Origin of the sequence: Rheinheimera fenheensis (genome assembly GCF_039871805.1) — a bacterium.
GTDB classification, from domain to species: Bacteria; Pseudomonadota; Gammaproteobacteria; order Enterobacterales; family Alteromonadaceae; genus Alishewanella; species Alishewanella fenheensis.
Genome location: NZ_JBDPJM010000004.1, coordinates 119,943 through 139,040 on the forward strand (window position 1 = coordinate 119,943; position 19,098 = coordinate 139,040).

The window sequence follows — 19,098 nt, forward strand, 5'->3', positions numbered from 1 at the left end:
CGCTGCTATTTAAACGCGATACTTAGCTGTGGCAATGCGTTTTGTCATTCAAGTTTCAGGCCAGTTTGTTAAAGCCCATCAATTGCTGCTTAACCGTTACACCTCCGCCAGCGCTTGCTGGCGCATAAACTCCTGGCTGGCGTACTCGTCGGCATTTTTTTGCTCTTGTTTCAGTTGTTTTTGCAGCTCTGCTAAGTCGTTACGCTGCACTAAAAGCTCCAGTGCTTTGCGTTTTTTCTGCATCGCCAGCCAGCTTTGCTTGCGCTGCTCGGCGGCGGCCTTGGCTTGCTGTACAGCCTTTGCCTGCAGCGAAATAGCCTGATCCAGCTTGGCAATAAAGTTAACAAACTGGTTGTACTGACGGCTTTGCAAACCGGCGCTGCCTTGCTGCTGGCTTTGCTGAATATACTCAGTACGGTAATTGGCAAGGCCCTGATATTTTTGCTCGGCCTGGGCATAAAATTGCTGGGCTTTGACAAACAATGCCTGCAGTTTTTCTTCACGATCCTGCTGAATTTTAATCAGCATATTAAAACGCTGTGACATCATGCGCCGTTACTCCGAGCTTGCGGAACCAAATTACTCAGCGCTTGCAGGCTGTCATCGTAAGTGATGACATCATGCATACCCTGCTGCAAAAAGCGGTTGATATTGGGCATCATGCCAATGGCTTTATCCAGCTGCGGGTCGCTGCCGCGCACGTAAGCGCCGATGGCGATTAAATCTTTACTTTGCTGGTAGCTGGCATACAACTGTTTAACACTGCGGGCCATTAACTGGTGCTCACTGCTGGTGACTGCCGGCATAACGCGACTGATGGATTTTTCCACATCAACCGCCGGAAAATGGCCGGCGTCGGCCAGCGCCCGCGACAAGACAATGTGGCCATCGAGAATGGCGCGTGACGCATCAGCTATAGGGTCTTGTAAATCGTCGCCTTCAGACAACACAGTGTAAAAAGCGGTAATCGAGCCCTGATTACCACTGCCATTACCGGCACGTTCCACCAGCGCCGGCAATTTGGCGAATACCGAGGGCGGATAGCCCTTGGTTGCTGGCGGCTCCCCCACTGCCAAGGCAATCTCCCGCTGTGCCTGGGCATAACGGGTAATAGAATCAATCAGCAGTAGCACATCCAGGCCCTGGTCGCGAAAATACTCGGCGACCTGTACGGCGGTTTCGCAGCCTTTTAACCGCATCAGCGGCGACACATCGGCAGGTGCTGCGATAACGACCGAGCGCGCCTTACCCTCTTCACCTAATATCTCATCAATAAACTCTTTGACCTCGCGGCCACGCTCGCCTACCAGCCCCACCACTACAACATCAGCAGCCGTGCCACGGGTCATCATACCCAGCAAAACGCTTTTACCCACGCCCGATCCTGCAAACAGCCCCATACGCTGCCCTTTACCGACAGTGAGAATGCTATTAATCGCGCGTACGCCAACATCAAGCGGCTGTTTAATCGGCCGGCGGTGTAAGGGGTTAATAGGCCGCGCTTTAGAACCACCAAACTGGTTAGCGGCAATAGGGCCTTTACCATCCAGTGGTGTACCCACGCCATCAATAACCCTGCCGAGTAAATTCATGCTAAGCGGCACGCCTTTGTAGTTCAGCAGTGGCGTGACTTTGGCGCCGGGCACCACACCGGACACATCGTCCTTGGGCATTAAAAAAATACGTTCATTAGCAAAGCCCACCACTTCGGCCATAATATTGCCGCGCGCGGTTTCCACGCTACAAGGTTGGCCAATAGCAGCGCTGCAGCCGGTCGCTTCCAGTGTTAACCCCACCACACGCACTAAATGGCCAGCCACCGCCGGGCGGGAGCTGTGAATAAAGCCCTGCTGCTGGCGTAAAAACTGTATTAGCGGTTTATTGGCCGTCATGCCCGGGCTCCGCAGCGGTACTATCATCGTCGCTAATCGTTTGCACTGTATTGTCTGCCAGAGAGGCCGCTATGTCGTTTCCATCTGCGGCGCTGCTGCTATCAGCTAACTGCTGCAGCTGTAAAAAATGCTCCAGACTGCCCTGTAAGCGCTGCGCCAGTGAGCGATCGACACTGGATTTGGCGGTTTCGACCAGGCAGCCACCTTGTGCCACAGTTGGCTCGGCCTGTAATTGCCATTGGCGCTGCGCCAACTGCTCAGCGCTATAATGTTGCTCGATAATGGCCATATCGGCCGGGTGCAGTTTAATCGCCAGCGCCCCGGCGTTTAGCGGCAGTGCTGCTACCGCTTCATTAAGCGCCTTTAAAATAACCTGCTCGTTAGTTTGCACTTCAACGGCAATAACAGCTTGCGCCATCGCCAGGCTAAGTTGTAAGAGTTGCTGTTTCACCTGCTCATCCACCGCGGCCAGCGGTTGCTGCAGTTGGTCAAGCATGTCGCTTAGCTGACTTAACCGCAGCTGTAGTTCTTCTTCTCCAGCGGCTAAGCCCTGCTTTTTGCCCTCAGCCAACCCTTGCGCCAAGCCGTCATTCTGGCCTTGCTCGCGCCCTTCAGCATAGCCTTTACTAAAACCGTCGTCTTTACCTTCAGCGAAGCCCTCGTCATAAGCAGCCTGACGAATTTGCTCAATATCCTCTGCCGTCAGCGGCTTTACTACCAGCTCGTCATCTGCCATTGTTGGTGCCGCTTTGGCTACCGGCTGAGTTTTATTCAGCGCATTGGTGCGGCTATTTACCCGCTGCTCCGCGGTTAAATCCGGTACCTGCCACTGCTGTAACAGCTCATCGGTTTCGGCATCCGGCGAGAACGGTCTCTTGTATTTAAACGCATCGGTACTCATAGCAGCTTTCCGCTTAGGCGTAACAGATCTGGCTTACAGGAAGTCATCACCACCACCACTACCCAGCATAATTTCACCGGCATCTGACAGACGCCTTGCGGTAGACAGTATTTCTTTTTGTGCCGCTTCCACATCGCTAACCCGCACCGGCCCCATGGCCTCCAAGTCATCTTGCAGCAGCTCGGCTGCGCGTTTAGACATATTTTTAAAGATTTTCTCTTTTAAGTTCTCGTCGGTGCCTTTTAATGCCTTCATCAGCACGTCTTGCTGCACTTCACGCAGCAGCGTCTGGATACCGCGGTCATCGACGTCAATTAGGTTTTCAAACACGAACATTAAGTCCTGAATTTGCTGCGCCATCTCTTCGTCATGCTCGCGTATTGAATCCATCAGCTGACCTTCAATGTTGGTATCCATATAGTTGAGGATATCGGCGGCTGCTTTTAAGCCGCCCATTTTCGCGGTTTGCGTGCCTGCCTGACCAGCGAACTGTTTCTCCATAATTTCGTTCAGCTCTTGCAGTGCTGCCGGCTGCACTTCTTCTAAGTTGGCGATCCGCATGGTTAAATCCAGCCGCACTTTTTCCGGGAACTGCGATAAAATCTCCGCTGACTGCTCCGGCTCCAGGTACGACAATACAATAGTCTGAATTTGCGGGTGTTCGTTGCGAATAATATTCGCGACCTGCTTCGAGTCCATCCACTTCAGTGAATCCAGGCCCTTAGCACCGCCACCCAGCACAATCTGGTCAATCAGGTTGGCGGCTTTCTCTTCACCCAGCGCGGCGGTTAAGGCGCGCTTGATAAACTCTTCGCTTTGAAAACCAATGGTACTGAAATTCTGAATTTGCTCGATAAACAAGCGGTGCACGGCGGAAATTTTCGCCTGATTTAAATCAGTCATCTGCGCCATGGCCAGACCGACTTTCTGTACCTGCTTGGGCTCTAAGTGTTTTAGAATTTGCGCGGCATCTTCCTCTGACAAGCTCAGCAGTAAGATGGCAGCTTTTTCAACACCGTCCAGTTTGCCTACATCAAACGCAGGTTTTTTTGCTTCTATGCTACTCATCTTCAGCCAACCAGTTTTTCACAACTAACGAGGATAGTTCCGGCTCATTCGCCACCAAGGCCCGAACCGCGCGTAATAAGTCATCATCACCATGCAGATCTGGCAGCATTAAGGTGCCATCTGGTGCAAAGCCGACTGCATTTTCATCAAAGGTTGAGTTTAGCATGTCGATAGTGTCGTCCCCTAAGTCCAGGCCAGATGACAGTGCATTCTCATCATAAGCATCTTTAGTATCTTCAGGGTAAATCAATTTCTTCAGCATTGGCCGCACTATCGCCAGGATCAGCACGATAATAATCAGGCCGCCCATCAGCAAACGCACGACCCGTAAGAACCATTCTTCTTCGTAGAATTGCGGCGCCGGCGCTTCAATAACTTCATCTTTCATAAAGGGAACTGAGATCACTTCAATCATGTCGCCGCGCTGCGCATCAAAGCCGATCCCCCCTTGCAACAGACGACGGATATTCGCCAGCTCTGCCTGAGTGCGCGGTTGTGGCTCACCGTTCTCGCCAGCCTTATAGTCAATGGCCACCGATACACTAAGACGACGAATAACGCCACTTTGCTGCGAAATATGGCTGATGGTGGTGTCCAGCTCATAGTTGCGCGTAGCTTCTTTGCTGTTACGGCCCGGCACTATGGGTTTGCTATCCCCCCCGCTGGCTTGCTCTGGAATAGTCGAGTTCAGTGGCGGCTGGTTTGACAAGGCACCTGGAATACCGCCGCTGACACCACCCACACTGTTTTCTTCAATAGTCATTTCGCTGCGAATGGCCGGCAGGTCGGGGTTAAAGCGCTTTTGCGTTTGCTCGGTGGCGGTAAAGTCCATCAACAAATCAACTTGCGCGGTGTAGTTACCAAAACCCAGCACCGGCATTAAGATAGAGTCAACTTTCTGACGGTACTCTTCTTCACGGGTACGCTGCAGCTCGTACTCTTTGCGCGTGCGGCTGGAGCTGGCATCCTGCGAGCCACTGTTTAACAGGCGGCCATTCTGATCGGTTACGGTTACACGCGAAGGTGATAACCCCTGCACCGCGGAAGCGACGATATCAACAATGGCATCCACTTCGCTGTCGCGGATCACAGTGCCGCCACGGGCGGTGACCAGTACCGTGGCAGAAGGTAATTTTTCTACCCGGGCAAACACGTTTTCTTTTGGAATGGCTAACAGCACACGGGCGCGGGCGACACTTTGCAGCTCCTCTATCGTGCGCGCTAACTGTTGTTCACGGCTGTGTTTTAATCGCTCCATTTCTAAACGCTGGCTGACGCCAAAGCCACTGTCCTGCAATAAAAACTCAGTGCCAGTGTCGGGCTCTTTAGCCAAGCCGGCACGGGATAGCGACAGCTTAATGCTCTGGAACTTATCTTCCGGCACATAGATCACATTGCCTTCAAGCTTGTAATCAATTTTCTGCGCATCTAAATGATCTAACGTTTGAATCAGCTCTTGAGTAGGAAAGTTACCCAGCGGCCGCATTTCCGGCTGACGAGCCCAGAGGATAATCAGAATAGCAATCGCCAGACAGATGGTTAGGGCAACAATTAAGGTTATCTGGCGTACCAGATCCATGCCGCCCAGCGAGCCGATAAAGCCGGCTTTTTGTTCTTGCTGCTCACCGCTGTTGTAATCGTTACCGGTCAGTGCCAGCTCGGTGGATTGATTTTCAGCCACAACTTATTCCTCCGTTACACCGGCATCGACATAATGTCTTTGTAGGCTTCAACCAGTTTATTACGCACCTGTACTGTCGCTTCAAATGCCAGCGACGACTTCTGGCTGGCAATCATCACCTGTGCCAGTGACACATTAGGATCGCCCAGCTCCACCGCAGTGCGCAGTTTGCCTGTTTCCTGTGCCAGGTTATTCACATGATTTAAGGCACTGGTCAGCATGCTGCTAAAATCGCTTTGGCTGGCGTTAACTTGTTCGACTTTGGGCAGTCGTAACTCAGTACCAACGCCTCTGGCCTGACTGGCCAGTGATTGCATTTCGGCGTAAAGGGCCTGACCTTTGATATTCATGGCATCACCTGTCAAATAATTGCTGCCTCGGTAGTTAGGCTAACTAAAGCAGGAGTTGTGCCAGTTTTAAATTATTAATTTATATAGAAAAACCCTCTTTCAGAGGGCTTTTTCGGTGTGCTGACGTGCATTTGGCAGCGGTTTCAGGCGGGAACAGCAATACCCTGTTGCTTCATTCTGGCTAATTTATAACGCAAGGTGCGATCACTGATACCCAAGCGCTCGGCAACTTCTTTACGCCGGTTTGCACAGGCTTTCATGGTCGCCAGAATAATGCGGTGTTCCTGCTCGTGCACACTGCTTTTAAAATCGCCGGCAGCGTTATTGGCGTTATCACCACGGCTTTCAGTTACCGGCGGCATCTGATTTAACACTGTAACAGACTGGCTGTTAACCTGCTCCAGTAGAATATCGTCTACCGTAATAACCGCAGCACTGCTGATGATCAGTGCCCGCTGGATCACGTTATCCAGCTCACGCACATTGCCAGGCCAGTGGTAGCTTGTCAGATACTCTGCTGCCTGCGGGCTTAATGTAGCCAACGTGCGACCAGCCAGGCGGCAGTGACGCTGCAATAAGTGCTCTGCCAAAGGGACTATGTCATCCGGACGCTGACGCAGCGCCGGCCAGCACAGCGGAAACACATTTAAGCGGTAATACAAGTCTTCACGAAACCGCCCCTCTGCCACGGCCTGTTTTAAGTCGCGGTTGCTGGTGGCCAGTACCCGCACATCCAGCTTGATGGTTTTACGGCCGCCTAAACGCTCCACTTCGCGCTCTTGCAATACCCGCAGTAACTTTGCCTGCAGGTTTAAGTCCATTTCGGTGATCTCATCCAGTAAAATGGTGCCTTGCTGCGCCTGCTCGAACTTACCTGGGCAAGCGTTAATCGCGCCAGTAAAGGCGCCTTTCTCATAGCCGAATAAGGTCGATTCGAGCATATTCTCTGGAATAGCCGCACAATTTATCGCGACAAAAGGCCCCTGACTGCGCTCAGATAACTGATGAATATAGCGCGCTAACACTTCCTTACCGGAGCCACTAGGGCCGGTAATCATCACACTGGCGTCAGTACGCGCCACTTTGGCGCAAAGTGTCAGCAGGTGTTTCGAGCTTGGAGCCGCCACTACCGGCTCGCACAAGCTCACCGGTGCCGGGCTGACATAGCGGCTTACCGTGTTTACCAGCACCTGCGGTGCAAAGGGTTTGGCCAGATAATCCACTGCACCCAACTGTATGGCCTCTACGGCTGCCTGCACTGTGGCGTACGCAGTCATCATCAGCACCGGAGTTTGCGGATATTGTTCGCGCAACGTTTTAAGCAGCGTTAAGCCGGATACGCCCTGCATTTGTACGTCGCTTATAACCAGCTCAACACTGTGCTGTTTGAGTAGCAACAGCGCCTGTTCGGCACTGTCTGCCGCTATCACCTGATAATCGGCCAGTTGCAGCGTATCTTGCAGCGCTTCGCGCAGGCCACTGTCGTCCTCTACCAGTAAAATGCGTTGGCTCATCGATTACTCCTCTGACGTTAACGGGTGAACAGGCAACCTGAGCTGAAAACAGGCACCACTGTGTCCCGGCACATAACATACTGAACCCTGATGGGAGCTAACCACAGCTTTGACTACCGCCAGGCCAAGGCCGGTGCCATTAGCACGACCTGTTACAAAGGGTTCAAACAAGCTGTGCTGTAGCTCAGGGGGCACCCCGGGGCCATTGTCCGTCAGTTGGATAAGCAGCATATTGCTGTTGACCGGATCTGGCCCCAGCTGCAACGTTATGCAGGCGCCACTGCCTTTGGCCTGCACACTGTTCTGAATCAGGTTTTGCAGCGCACCGCACAGTGCATGCGGGTTACCTAACAAATTTACCGTCTCATCTGTGCAACTTACCTGCAGCGTCGCTTGCTGTTGCTGTAGCAATAGCTCGACACTGCTGTGCAACTGAGTTAGCAGCGCGTTCAGGCTAAAAGGTGCAACTTGCCCGGCACTGCCGCTGCGGGCGAACAGCAGCATGTCTTCTACTTGCTGCGCTAAATCATTTAACCGCGACAACAGTTTTTGCTGAAACTGCTGCTGCATCTGTAACGTCGAGCGTGGATTGGCCAGGTTCTGTGCATATAACAGCGCCGCCGACAACGGCGTGCGGATTTGATGCGCCAGACTGGCCATCATTTTACCCAGTGACGACAGTCGCTGCAGATGCGCCAGCCGGCTTTGCAGCTGCCGGGTCTCCGTTAAATCGGTTAACATAATCAGCTGACCAGCACGATTGCTGCCAGTGCCGGGTAAGGTGGTGATTTGTAACTTCACCCGCCGACCGTCTTTTAATGACACTTCCAGACCATCATCACTGCGCGGGCGAAAACAGCGGCTAATCACGTTAAACCAGGCCTGGCCGAGCAACGGCTCGCCCAGCAAGGCTATCGCTGCCGGATTGGCCTGATACACCAGGCCGCGTTGGTCAAGCAAGATCACCGCGGCCGGCAGAGCTTGCAGCAATGGGTCTGGCGTGGTTGCGTGCAATAGCTGCAAAGACGGGCGCATCGCCGTCAGGTTATCACTTAGTGGTGTCGTTTCTGCTGGCGCTGGCGGGTTTACCAGGCTTGTTGCGCGCTCTGCTGACATCATGCCCCCTGCACATCAGTTATCAGCAGATGACTATGCAGGCATTATGCCAGCAAGTTTTGTAATTAAAATCAGTACATTAAGTTAGATTGCATAGCGTCAAAGCACTGACACCATGCCAATTAAGCGGTATTTACTCGTCTTTACCCAGGTTATATTTTCGCATTTTTTCTACCAACGTGGTGCGGCGCAGCCCCAGTACTTCAGCTGCACGGGCGACAACAAATTCATGCCGTTCCAGTGCTTGTGAAATAAAACGAATTTCAAGCTCAGCCAGATATTCTTTTAAATCAAGCCCCTGCTCAGGCAAATCGAGTAACGCATCCGCGCCATCGGCACTAAACAGATTGTCAGCGTTGTCGTCCAGGCTGATGTTGTCAGCATTACTGTCTTCATCACTATCCTGAAACAGCTCGTTCAGTAAATCACGCTCTTGCAGGCTCTCCGGATAGTGCGGCACATAGCTGTCGATGTCCAGATGACGGTACTTTTGCGGCAACTCGGCCACATCGACCACCTGATCCGGGTACATGATCACCATTCGCTCCAACAGATTAGCCAGTTCGCGCACGTTACCCGGCCAGCTGTGTAGCTGTAAACTTTGCATGGCATGCTCAGTAAATTTGACCATAGCCTGGCTTTGTTTAGCCTGGCGTTTTAACAGCTCGCTTATCAATAACGGCAGATCTTCGGTGCGCTCGCTCAGTGCCGGCGTTTCAATTGGGAATACATTTAAACGGTAATACAAGTCTTCGCGAAAACTGTTATCGCTAATCATCTGCTCTAAATCACGGTGTGTTGCCGCGACAATGCGCACATCCGCTTTAATGGCCGTGGTGCCGCCAACCCGCTCATAAGTGCGCTCCTGCAACACACGCAGCAACTTAACCTGCATATTTAGCGGCATATCGCCAATTTCATCTAAAAACAGCGTGCCACCCTGCGCCAGCTCAAACCGACCTTTGCGGGTTGAAATAGCACCGGTAAAGGCGCCTTTTTCATGGCCAAACAATTCGCTTTCCAACAGCTCGGCAGGTATAGCGCCGCAGTTAATCGGCACAAAGGGGCCGGCTGCGCGGTTAGACAATAAATGAATATTGCGCGCTACCACTTCTTTGCCGGTACCAGAGGGGCCCAGCACTAACACATTGGCGTCGGTTTTGGCTACCTGGGAGATTAAAAAGCGTACCTGCTGCATTGGCGGCGAATTACCCACCATGCCATCAAATTTTAACGCGCTGTTTTGCTCACGCTGCACTGGTAATAACCTGTGGTACTGCTGCGCATCACGCAGCAGCTGAGTCAGGCTGGCGTAGGCAAAGGGTTCGGTCAATAAACCGACCGCATTAGCCTGTTGTAGTAGCGGCTGCTGCGTTTCGCCCAGTAATAAAAAGGCAGTGGCGGGATAGCGCTTTAATAAATCGGCCTGCACTGGTTCAGATAAGGCCCCCAACAGCACCACAGCGGGTGGCTCGACCATTAAACGCTGCTCAAGCTCTGCCTGGCTAAGCTGTTGATGTGGCTCGTTAATAAAACTGAGCACCGTACTTAGCCGGCTACTACGTCCGCTTTGTTCATCGACAATATAAACTGAAGGGATATTCGACATGCCGCTGCTTTTGCTTTTATCAGGCTTTAATTGCATTGTACTGCGCATCGGTCAGCTTGCAAGCTGAAACGCTATTTTTTTGACGCAGTGTCAAAAAAATAGCGCTCAGATCTAATAGGTGAATGAGTGGATTAGCCAGACAAGGCACTACCCTAAGAGATTCAATGCCTGTTGTTGCGACAATCGTGCTTGTAAGGCAACGCTTACCGAACTGTTCGCTAAAATATCCGCAGCGGCTTTGTCGCTGGTTGCGCGGGCAAAATCCAGATCTTCAATCCGGCTGCGCGCCGCCGACTCGGCAATTTGCTGGTTATTTAAATTACTGGCTGCACTGGCAAAACGGTTGGCTTCAGCGCCAGCCTGCGTTTGTAATTCACCGATATAATCCCGCGCCTGCGCCAGGCTATCCAGCGCGGCTGTCGCACCGGCGCTGCTGGTTAAATCAATATTCAGTGCATTGGTGTTTTGTAAGCCAGTTGCCACGTCGGTTGTGGTCAGGTTCACACTGCCTGAGCCGGTGCCAAACGCCACTGACGCATCGGCACCAAACAGTTTTTTACCGGCAAACTCTGAGTTATCAATAATTTGCTGAGTATTCGCCAGGTACGAATCGGCTTCTGCCTGCAGTGCAGCACGTTCTTGTGTACCGTAAATGCCATTACCGGCCGCCACAGCTAAACGACTTAACTCACCTAAATTATCGTTAATGCCCTGCAAGCTTTGCTCGTATACCCGTGCCAGAGATATACCGTCGTAAACATTACGCTCACCCTGTGCTTTGCCGTTGATACTGCTGGACAGTTGATTAGCAATTTGCAAGCCGGCGGCATCGTCAGCAGCGCTATTGATACGGCGGGCGGTTGCCAGCTTTTTCATTAAATTCTCTTGCTGTAACTGCGCCTGATTTAACGTATTCAGACTACCCGGAGCATTTAGTTTCATAACACCACCACATCGCTGCAAAAACTGGTTATAGTTTAGCCAATAACGCCGCCGGCGGCCAGTAAATAAAATAACACCAACCAACCTAAACTAGTTTAGTATTAAAGTGTTTAATCTGAATGTGTTAGCTGTTACGGCATGCTTTATGCTAAGGTCAAGCAAACCTTATTTCGCAGATTAAGTGCTTGTTGAGGGCAACTTATGTTTGATGGCAAAACGATTTTAATTACCGGCGGCACCGGCTCTTTTGGCCATAAATACACCCAAACCTTACTGGCGCGTTATAAGCCGAAGAAAATTATTATTTATTCGCGCGATGAGCTAAAACAGTACGAAATGCAGCAGAAGTATCATCAAAGCTGCATGCGCTATTTTATTGGCGATGTACGTGACGAGCATCGCTTAATTCGCGCCATGCATGGTGTCGATTATGTTATTCACGCAGCAGCACTGAAGCAGGTACCGGCGGCAGAATATAACCCGACTGAATGTATCCGCACCAATATTAATGGTGCAGAAAATGTAATCACCGCGGCCATTGAAACCAATGTCGAAAAGGTGATTGCCTTATCAACTGACAAAGCCGCCAACCCGGTAAACCTTTACGGCGCCACCAAGCTGGCATCTGACAAATTGTTTATTGCTGCGAATAATATGGTAGGCGGCAGCCGGCCGCGTTTTTCGGTGGTGCGCTACGGCAATGTGGTGGGCTCACGGGGATCAGTGGTGCCATTCTTTCAGCAGTTAATCGACGGCGGCAGTGACCACATACCTATTACTCACGCTGATATGACCCGGTTTTGGATTAGCCTGCAGCAAGGGGTCGATTTTGTACTGAAAAACTTTGAGAGGATGTTGGGAGGGGAAATCTTTGTGCCGAAAATTCCGTCTATCCGCATAGTTGATTTAGCCACCGCCATGGCACCACATTTACCACAAAAAATTATAGGTATTCGCCCCGGCGAAAAACTGCATGAAATGATGTGTCCCGGGGATATGTCATATCATACTTACGAGTTTGATGACCATTTTGTTATCGCGCCGGCTATTAAGTTTTTTAACCGCAGCAATGATTTTTCCAGCAATGCATTAAACGAGCGCGGTCAGCTGGTAGCACCGGGATTTGAATATGTATCTGACACTAACCCGGATTTTTTAACCGTGACACAAATGCAACAGTTTAACCAGGAAGCTATGCTGTGATCCCCTACGGCCGCCAACATATTACTCAAGCCGATATTGATGCAGTAACTGAGATACTGCAAAGCGACTTTTTGACCCAGGGTCCGGCAGTACCGGCTTTTGAAGAGCGCCTGGCCGAGCTTACCTCAGCCAAACATGCTGTGGCGGTAAATAGCGCCACTTCAGCGCTGCATATTGCCTGTTTAGCGCTGGGCATTGGCCCTAGCAGCCGGGTCTGGACCTCACCTATCAGCTTTGTCGCTTCGGCTAACTGTGCCCGTTATTGTGGTGCCGATATCGACTTTGTCGATGTGGAGCCCGACAGCGGCAATATGGCCGTAGATAAACTCAGGCAAAAACTGGAGGCAGCCCGCAGCAGCGACAGCCTGCCACAGCTGGTAATACCAGTGCATTTAGCCGGTAGTAGCTGCGATATGCAGCAAATTCATTATCTGGCGAAAGAATTTGGTTTTGCCGTCATTGAAGATGCCTCACATGCGGTGGGCGCCAGTTATCAGGACGAGCCGGTTGGCAGCTGCCGTTACAGCGATATCACCGTTTTTAGCTTTCACCCGGTAAAAATTATTACCACCGCCGAAGGCGGTATGGCACTGACCAATAACAGCGACCTGGCCGATAAAATGCGCTTATTGCGCAGCCACGGCATCAGCCGGGATGAGAGCCAGATGACCGAGCCCAGCCACGGTGTCTGGTATTATCAGCAGTTACTGTTGGGCTTTAATTACCGCATGACCGACCTTCAGGCGGCGCTTGGCCTAAGCCAGAGCCGGCGTTTACTGCCGATTATCCAAAAACGCCAGCTGCTGGCGGCTAATTACCACCGTCTGCTGGCCGACTTACCGCTAAGCCTGCCACAACTGGATGACATTAATATCAGCGCCTGGCATTTGTTTATTGTCCGGCTGGATGACAAAAGCAAACGCCAGGCCGTATTTAACGGCCTGCGCGACGCGGGTATCGGCGTGAATGTGCATTATATTCCGATTCATACCCAGCCGTATTACCAGCAGCTGGGTTTTGACTGGGGCGACTTGCCGGTGGCAGAAGATTTTTATGAGCGCATTATCAGCCTGCCGATGTACCCTGAGCTCACCGGCGAGCAGCAGCAATATGTAGCCGATACCCTGGCAGAGCTGCTGCAATGAACATTGCTATTATCCCGGCCCGCGGCGGCAGTAAACGTATTCCACGTAAAAACATTAAAGACTTCTGCGGCAAACCCATGCTGGCCTACCCGGTAGAAGCAGCGCTTAACAGTGGCGTAATAGACAAAGTAGTCGTGTCTACGGACGATGATGAAATTGCCGCCATAGCCCGTCAATACGGTGCGGAAGTCCCTTTTATCCGCAGCAGCACACTGGCAGATGATTACACCGGCACCAGTGCCGTTGTTCGCGATGCCATTACACAGCTGCAAGCGCTTGGCTGGCCGCTTAATTACTGCGCCTGTCTGTACGCCACCACGCCTTTATTAACCGCCAACGTGATCCGCGACAGCCTGCAGCAACTTCAGCAAAGTGGTGCTGATTATGTATTTACCGCGGCGCGCTTTTCCTTTCCCATTCAGCGCGCCCTGGTAATGACAGACAGCGGCGGTGTAGCGCCGTTTGATACGGCCAGCATAGGTAAACGCTCACAGGATTTAACGCCAGCCTATCATGATGCCGGTCAACTGTATTGGGCTAAAGCCAGCAGCTGGCTGGATAACAGTAAAGCCATTTTTGGCGCCAACTCGCGCATGCTGGTGCTGCCAGATCATCTGGTACAGGATATCGACACCCCGGAGGACTGGCTGCGGGCTGAACTGCTGTACAACATGCTGCAACAGGAAAATGCCTGACATGAGAGTGCTGCTGCGTGCCGATGCCTCGGTGTCTATGGGTAGCGGTCATATTATGCGTTGTCTTACTCTGGCCAAAGCCCTGAAGCAACGGGGTGCAGTGTGTGATTTTATCTGCCGGCCTCATGAAGGCCATTTGATCGACTGGCTCAGAGAACAAAACGTTACTGTGATAATGCTGCCTGATACGATCAACAACGAAATTGATGACGCCCGCCAGTGCCTGACACGTCTCACCTCGTCTTATCAGTTGTTAGTGCTGGATCATTATCAGTTGGGACAAGCCTATAGCCAGCTGATGCGTGTGCGCTGCGATAAAGTATTGGTAATAGACGATTTAGCCAACCGACAGCATGACTGTGACATCTTACTGGATCAGAACCTGCTGCCAAACGGCAACGAGCGCTATCAGCAGTTAGTGCCGGTGCACTGCATACAACTATTAGGCCCGCGTTATGCGCTGCTGCGCGATGAGTTTTATCAAAGCCATGGCCCTAGCCAGCCAAAGCATATTTTGGTTAGCTTTGGTGGCAGTGATGAGCAAAATTTAACCACCATGGCAGTTAACGCCATTGCACAGCTAAAGCCAGAGCAGGTTACGGCCGATATAGTGATAGGCGCAAATAACCCGTGGCGCGCTATGCTACAGCAGCAAGTGGCGCGCCTGCCTAATGTGCAATTACATGTGCAATGTAATTACATGGCCAGCCTTATGTACCAAGCCAGACTCATGCTTGGTGCGGGCGGTGCCACCCATTGGGAGAGGTGTATTTGTGGTCTGCCGGGCTTAGTAGTGACCGTTGCCGAAAATCAGCAGGCGACAACGGCGTATCTGGACGAGCTTGGCGCCTGTGTCTGGTTGGGTCAGGCTGCTGAAATGTCAGCAGAGTTCTTTGCAGAGCAACTATGCTATTACCTGTCCCAGCCAGCACTGCTGGACCAGATTGGCCAGCGGGCGAAAAACCTGGTACCGGCTCATGCCGGCACTCCTGTAGTGGTAGATCACATAATGGCAATAACAGAGGGTTAAATGGCAAGCATTACACTGGGCAAGCGGACTATCGGCCCCGGACAAACACCTTTTATTATTGCGGAGTTATCCGGCAACCATGACCAATCGTTGGACAAGGCCTTGGTGATGGTCGATGCTGCAGCAGCCTGCGGCGCTGATGCCATTAAAATACAAACCTACACTGCAGATAGCATGACGCTGGATATCAACAGCGGCGAATTTGTGATCAAGGATGCCGGCAATCTCTGGCAAGGCCAGTCGCTGTATCAGTTATATCAAAAAGCCATGACGCCCTGGGATTGGCATCAGGCCATATTCGACCGCGCTGCAGCGCACGGCATGCTGGCGTTTAGCACGCCCTTTGATCAGGCCGCGGTAGATTATCTCGAAAGCTTGCAGGTACCCTGCTATAAAATTGCTTCCTTTGAAAATAGCGACCATGGCTTACTGGCTGCAGTGGCTAAAACCGGCAAGCCGGTCATCATGTCAACCGGCATGGCAACGCAGAGCGAACTGGCCGAATCGGTTGAAGTACTGCGAAAACATGGCTGCACTGAGCTTATTTTACTCAAATGCACTTCGCATTATCCTGCCGATCCGGTGGACGCCAACCTGGCGACCATCCCCCACCTGGCTGCGCTATTTGGCTGTCAGGTCGGGTTATCTGATCATACTGCAGGCATAGGTGTAGCGGTTGCCAGTGTCGTGCTTGGCGCGACAATCATTGAAAAGCATTTCGTGCTGGACAGAAGCGAAGGCGGTGTTGACGCCGAGTTCTCCCTGGAGCCGGCAGAGTTTTCAGCCCTGGTTACCGAGTGTAAACGCGCAGCGGTTGCGCTTGGCAAAGTGACCTATGGTGGCACCGAAAAAGAACAGGCATCACGTAAGTACCGCCGCTCACTGTATATCGCGCAAGATATGCAAGCTGGAGAGGTATTTACTCTGGACAACCTGCGCTCAGTGCGCCCTGGTTTTGGCCTGGAGCCGAAATATCTGCCAATGTTGCTCGGTAAACCGATTAAAAAGGCGGCTAACAAAGGCACGCCAATGAGCTGGGACTTGATGTAACCCTATGTCAGCAGCGAAACGTTATCCACTGTCTGAATTTAAGCCGCTCACAGCCGACTGGCTGGCACTGGTATGGCAGTGGCGCAACCTGCCAGACATTCGGCGTAATATGCACAATGATAGCCCGATTAGCTGGCTGCAACACCAGGCTTGGTTTAACGCACTACAGGAAGATAAACAGCGCAAAGTTTTTGTGTTTGTGCAGGATCAGCGCCCTATCGGCGTGCTGAACTTCACCTGGCATCGCGACGGCAAGCTGGAATGGGGCTGTTATTTGGGTGAAACCAACGTTTGGCCTGGCTCTGGCTTATTACTGGAAATTGCTGCCCTGGATTACGCTGCCAACCACACTGACTGCCCTGCCCTATACGCCGAAGTGTTATCCTTTAACCACAGCGTAATTAAAATGCATCAGCTGTTTGGTTATCAGCCCCTACCCGATAAGACAGGCACCCTGCGTGATGGGCAACATTATAATGTGAATGTATTTTCCTATCCGCTTGCGGATTGGCGACAGAATCGCGCAGCCATTTTGGCCAAACTGCCGAAGCAAATTACTGCTGCGGCACAGCACATTTTTTTCTACTAACAACAGGTTTCATCGTGAACATAGAACAACAGATTAAAGACAGCTTAAACCAAGTCGCGCAGCTTGCTAACTGTGAGCTGATTGCCGATATCAATAACGATACCGTACTATTACAAAGCGGGCTGGACTCGTTGGGTTTTGCCATGTTGGTTGCCCAACTGGAAGAAGATCTGGGCATAGATCCGTTCAGTCAGATGCAAATAGCCGTGTATCCCCGCACTTTTGGTGAGTTTGTCAGCATTTATCAGCAAGCCCTAGAGGGGTAACTGACGGTATGACATTGCTGCAACGCCTGGAGCAGGCTAATTATCAAACCACAGCGATAATAGCTGGAACAGATTGCAGCTTCAGCCAGTTAATTGCCAATGCCCGTCAACTTCGTCTTAAGAATCCGGCACTGCAACAGCAGGCGATCGCCCTGGTTTATACAGATTTATCAAGCTTTTGCGCTCAGCTTCTGGCATTTGATGGCTGGTGTGCGAAGCTGTATTTATTACCAGACCCGGCACTACTCCCCGACAATACCTGGGTGTTTTCTGGCCCTGCAGTTACCCCACCATCGCAGCCAGAAAACCACCCGTCCCCCCCGGCAGACAGCGATACCCAGTGGTTTATGGCCACGTCTGGCACCACCGGCACACCAAAATGGATAAGCCATAGTGTTAATAGCTTAACCCGGGCAGTGAAAATCAGCGCTGACAGCAAAGCCCTGCGCTGGGCGCTATGCTACCAGCCCACTCGCTTTGCCGGGCTGCAGGTTGTGCTACAAAGCCTGCTGTCCGGTGTCGCGCTGGCAGACTGCAGCAATGGCGATGCGGCTGAGCGCCTTGCTAAGATGCAGCAGGCCAAGGTTAATGCGGTGTCAGCCACCCCGTCATTGTGGCGTCAACTGTTAATGACAGGAAACATTCAAAGCCTTGCGCTTAAGCAAATTACCCTGGGCGGCGAAATTGCTGACCAGTCAATACTCGATACCTTATCAAAGCTGTTTCCACATGCCAGGCTACTACATATTTACGCCTCTACTGAGGCAGGCGTTGGCTTTGCGGTCGCGGATAAAAAGGCCGGCTTTCCCGCCAGCTGGTTAACACAAGGTCATAGTGGGCTGGCATTTAAAATAGATAGCCAACAGCATTTGTGGCTAAAACCACCGCAACAGCCCGACAGCACACTGGCCGCAAGGCTTGATAATAATGGCTTTCTCGACACCGAAGACTTAGTCGGCGTTACTGCTGAGCGTGTATATTTTCTTGGCCGAGCCAGCGGGCTAATTAATGTCGGTGGCAATAAGGTGGTGCCGGAGCAGGTAGAGCAGGTATTACTACAACACCCCAGTGTTGTGCAGGCGCAGGTCTACGGCAAAAGCAGCAGCGTGTTAGGTCAGTTGGTGGTAGCCGATGTGCAATTAACGCATGGCAGCGATAGCAAAACGTTAAAACTGCAGCTTATTCAGCACTGTATGGCATCTTTAGCACGCTATCAGGTGCCAACACAGCTAAACTTTGTCGACAACATGGCGACCAATGCCAGCGGCAAACTTAGCCGACAGCTTAAGGATAAAATACAGCATGACTAAATTAGTCGTCGTCACCGGCGCCAGCCGCGGTTTGGGCTTAGCCATTTGCCGGCAGCTGCTTAGCGCAGGATATCAGGTAGTGGCACTGGCCAGAACACAGAGCCCAGAACTTACCGCGCTAACGGCCAGGCATGCTAACTCGCTTAGCTTTTTCGCTGCGGATTTGTCCGATCTTGATGCTATTGCGTCGCTTTGCACTGAGCTTGTTAAACAGTACGGCCGACCTTACGCCCTGATTAACAATGCTGCCGTTGGTTATGACGGTGTGCTGGCCACCATGCACAACAGTGAAATTAATACCCTGCTTAACCTGAACATTCAGGCACCCATTTTGCTGTGTAAATATTTTCTCAGGCCCATGTTGCTGAACCAAAGTGGCCGTATCGTCAATATTTCGTCGATTATCGCCCGCACTGGCTTTAACGGCTTAAGTGTGTATGCCGCCAGCAAAGCCGCGCTGGAGGGGTTTAGTAAATCCCTGGCGCGCGAAGTGGGTAAAGCCGGCATCACGGTAAACTGTGTGGCGCCGGGTTATATGCAGACTGACATGACCAATAGTTTACAAGGCGACAAACTGGAAAGTATTAAAAGGCGCAGCCCGCTAGGCCGGCTGGCAACGCCGGATGATGCCGCCGGCGCTGTGCTGTATTTACTTAGTGAGCAGGCAAATGCCGTAACCGGCACGACCATAACCGTGGATGCCGGCAGTACAGCTTAATGAGTAACACTAGTTTAAG

General features: G+C 51.8%; 19 protein-coding genes. 9 read left to right on the forward strand and 10 right to left on the reverse strand.

Going from position 1 to position 19,098, the window contains the following annotated elements; genetic code table 11:
• Nucleotides 1–96 precede the first annotated feature (96 nt).
• The 10 genes from fliJ to ABGI61_RS07920 form a co-directional block, all read right to left on the reverse strand.
• Nucleotides 97–549, reverse strand: coding sequence for a flagellar export protein FliJ (gene fliJ, locus ABGI61_RS07875; RefSeq protein WP_347599443.1), 453 nt, complete (start codon nucleotides 547–549; stop codon nucleotides 97–99).
• Nucleotides 546–1,892, reverse strand: coding sequence for a flagellar protein export ATPase FliI (gene fliI, locus ABGI61_RS07880; RefSeq protein WP_347599447.1), 1,347 nt, complete (start codon nucleotides 1,890–1,892; stop codon nucleotides 546–548). The genes fliJ and fliI overlap by 4 nt, the downstream gene beginning before the upstream one ends.
• The gene (fliH, locus tag ABGI61_RS07885) at nucleotides 1,879–2,793 is read right to left on the reverse strand and encodes a flagellar assembly protein FliH (RefSeq protein WP_347599450.1); all 915 of its coding nucleotides are present in this window, start codon (nucleotides 2,791–2,793) and stop codon (nucleotides 1,879–1,881) included. Before fliH ends, fliI begins: the two co-directional genes overlap by 14 nt.
• Nucleotides 2,794–2,826: 33 nt before the next feature.
• Nucleotides 2,827–3,861, reverse strand: a complete 1,035-nt coding sequence (fliG, locus tag ABGI61_RS07890; protein WP_347599453.1) for a flagellar motor switch protein FliG — start codon at nucleotides 3,859–3,861, stop codon at nucleotides 2,827–2,829.
• On the reverse strand, nucleotides 3,854–5,542 hold the full coding sequence (gene fliF / locus ABGI61_RS07895) for a flagellar basal-body MS-ring/collar protein FliF (protein WP_347599456.1): 1,689 nt from the start codon (nucleotides 5,540–5,542) through the stop codon (nucleotides 3,854–3,856). The genes fliG and fliF overlap by 8 nt, the downstream gene beginning before the upstream one ends.
• Before the next feature lie 14 nt (nucleotides 5,543–5,556).
• Nucleotides 5,557–5,892: a flagellar hook-basal body complex protein FliE gene (gene fliE, locus ABGI61_RS07900; protein ID WP_347599459.1), complete on the reverse strand. Its 336-nt coding sequence runs from the start codon at nucleotides 5,890–5,892 to the stop codon at nucleotides 5,557–5,559.
• 143 nt (nucleotides 5,893–6,035) lie between these two features.
• Complete coding sequence (locus ABGI61_RS07905) at nucleotides 6,036–7,406, reverse strand: sigma-54-dependent transcriptional regulator (RefSeq protein ID WP_347599462.1); 1,371 nt, start codon at nucleotides 7,404–7,406, stop codon at nucleotides 6,036–6,038.
• Nucleotides 7,407–7,409: 3 nt separating this feature from the next.
• The gene (locus ABGI61_RS07910; RefSeq protein ID WP_347599465.1) at nucleotides 7,410–8,525 is read right to left on the reverse strand and encodes a sensor histidine kinase; all 1,116 of its coding nucleotides are present in this window, start codon (nucleotides 8,523–8,525) and stop codon (nucleotides 7,410–7,412) included.
• A gap of 130 nt (nucleotides 8,526–8,655) precedes the next feature.
• Nucleotides 8,656–10,179 (reverse strand): sigma-54 dependent transcriptional regulator, encoded by a 1,524-nt coding sequence (locus tag ABGI61_RS07915; protein WP_347599468.1) that lies wholly within the window; start codon nucleotides 10,177–10,179, stop codon nucleotides 8,656–8,658.
• A 99-nt stretch (nucleotides 10,180–10,278) separates the two neighbouring features.
• Complete coding sequence (locus ABGI61_RS07920) at nucleotides 10,279–11,073, reverse strand: flagellin (protein ID WP_347599471.1); 795 nt, start codon at nucleotides 11,071–11,073, stop codon at nucleotides 10,279–10,281.
• 201 nt (nucleotides 11,074–11,274) lie between these two features.
• Between ABGI61_RS07920 and pseB the strand changes: the two genes are divergently transcribed.
• From pseB to ABGI61_RS07965, 9 genes are read left to right on the forward strand one after another with little or no spacing between them, the layout of a single operon-like run.
• Nucleotides 11,275–12,276, forward strand: coding sequence for a UDP-N-acetylglucosamine 4,6-dehydratase (inverting) (gene pseB, locus ABGI61_RS07925; RefSeq protein WP_347599474.1), 1,002 nt, complete (start codon nucleotides 11,275–11,277; stop codon nucleotides 12,274–12,276).
• Nucleotides 12,273–13,421: a UDP-4-amino-4,6-dideoxy-N-acetyl-beta-L-altrosamine transaminase gene (gene pseC, locus ABGI61_RS07930; RefSeq protein WP_347599477.1), complete on the forward strand. Its 1,149-nt coding sequence runs from the start codon at nucleotides 12,273–12,275 to the stop codon at nucleotides 13,419–13,421. Before pseB ends, pseC begins: the two co-directional genes overlap by 4 nt.
• On the forward strand, nucleotides 13,418–14,116 hold the full coding sequence (gene pseF, locus ABGI61_RS07935) for a pseudaminic acid cytidylyltransferase (protein WP_347599480.1): 699 nt from the start codon (nucleotides 13,418–13,420) through the stop codon (nucleotides 14,114–14,116). The genes pseC and pseF overlap by 4 nt, the downstream gene beginning before the upstream one ends.
• A 1-nt stretch (nucleotide 14,117) precedes the next feature.
• Complete coding sequence (gene pseG / locus ABGI61_RS07940; protein ID WP_347599483.1) at nucleotides 14,118–15,146, forward strand: UDP-2,4-diacetamido-2,4,6-trideoxy-beta-L-altropyranose hydrolase; 1,029 nt, start codon at nucleotides 14,118–14,120, stop codon at nucleotides 15,144–15,146.
• Complete coding sequence (pseI, locus tag ABGI61_RS07945; RefSeq protein WP_347599486.1) at nucleotides 15,147–16,196, forward strand: pseudaminic acid synthase; 1,050 nt, start codon at nucleotides 15,147–15,149, stop codon at nucleotides 16,194–16,196.
• A gap of 4 nt (nucleotides 16,197–16,200) precedes the next feature.
• The gene (gene pseH, locus ABGI61_RS07950; RefSeq protein WP_347599489.1) at nucleotides 16,201–16,785 is read left to right on the forward strand and encodes a UDP-4-amino-4,6-dideoxy-N-acetyl-beta-L-altrosamine N-acetyltransferase; all 585 of its coding nucleotides are present in this window, start codon (nucleotides 16,201–16,203) and stop codon (nucleotides 16,783–16,785) included.
• A gap of 14 nt (nucleotides 16,786–16,799) precedes the next feature.
• Nucleotides 16,800–17,051 (forward strand): acyl carrier protein, encoded by a 252-nt coding sequence (locus tag ABGI61_RS07955; protein WP_347599492.1) that lies wholly within the window; start codon nucleotides 16,800–16,802, stop codon nucleotides 17,049–17,051.
• An 8-nt stretch (nucleotides 17,052–17,059) separates the two neighbouring features.
• A complete protein-coding gene (locus ABGI61_RS07960) occupies nucleotides 17,060–18,361 on the forward strand; it encodes an AMP-binding protein (RefSeq protein ID WP_347599495.1) in 1,302 nt (433 codons plus the stop codon).
• On the forward strand, nucleotides 18,354–19,079 hold the full coding sequence (locus ABGI61_RS07965; protein WP_347599498.1) for an SDR family NAD(P)-dependent oxidoreductase: 726 nt from the start codon (nucleotides 18,354–18,356) through the stop codon (nucleotides 19,077–19,079). Before ABGI61_RS07960 ends, ABGI61_RS07965 begins: the two co-directional genes overlap by 8 nt.
• Nucleotides 19,080–19,098: the final 19 nt, after the last annotated feature.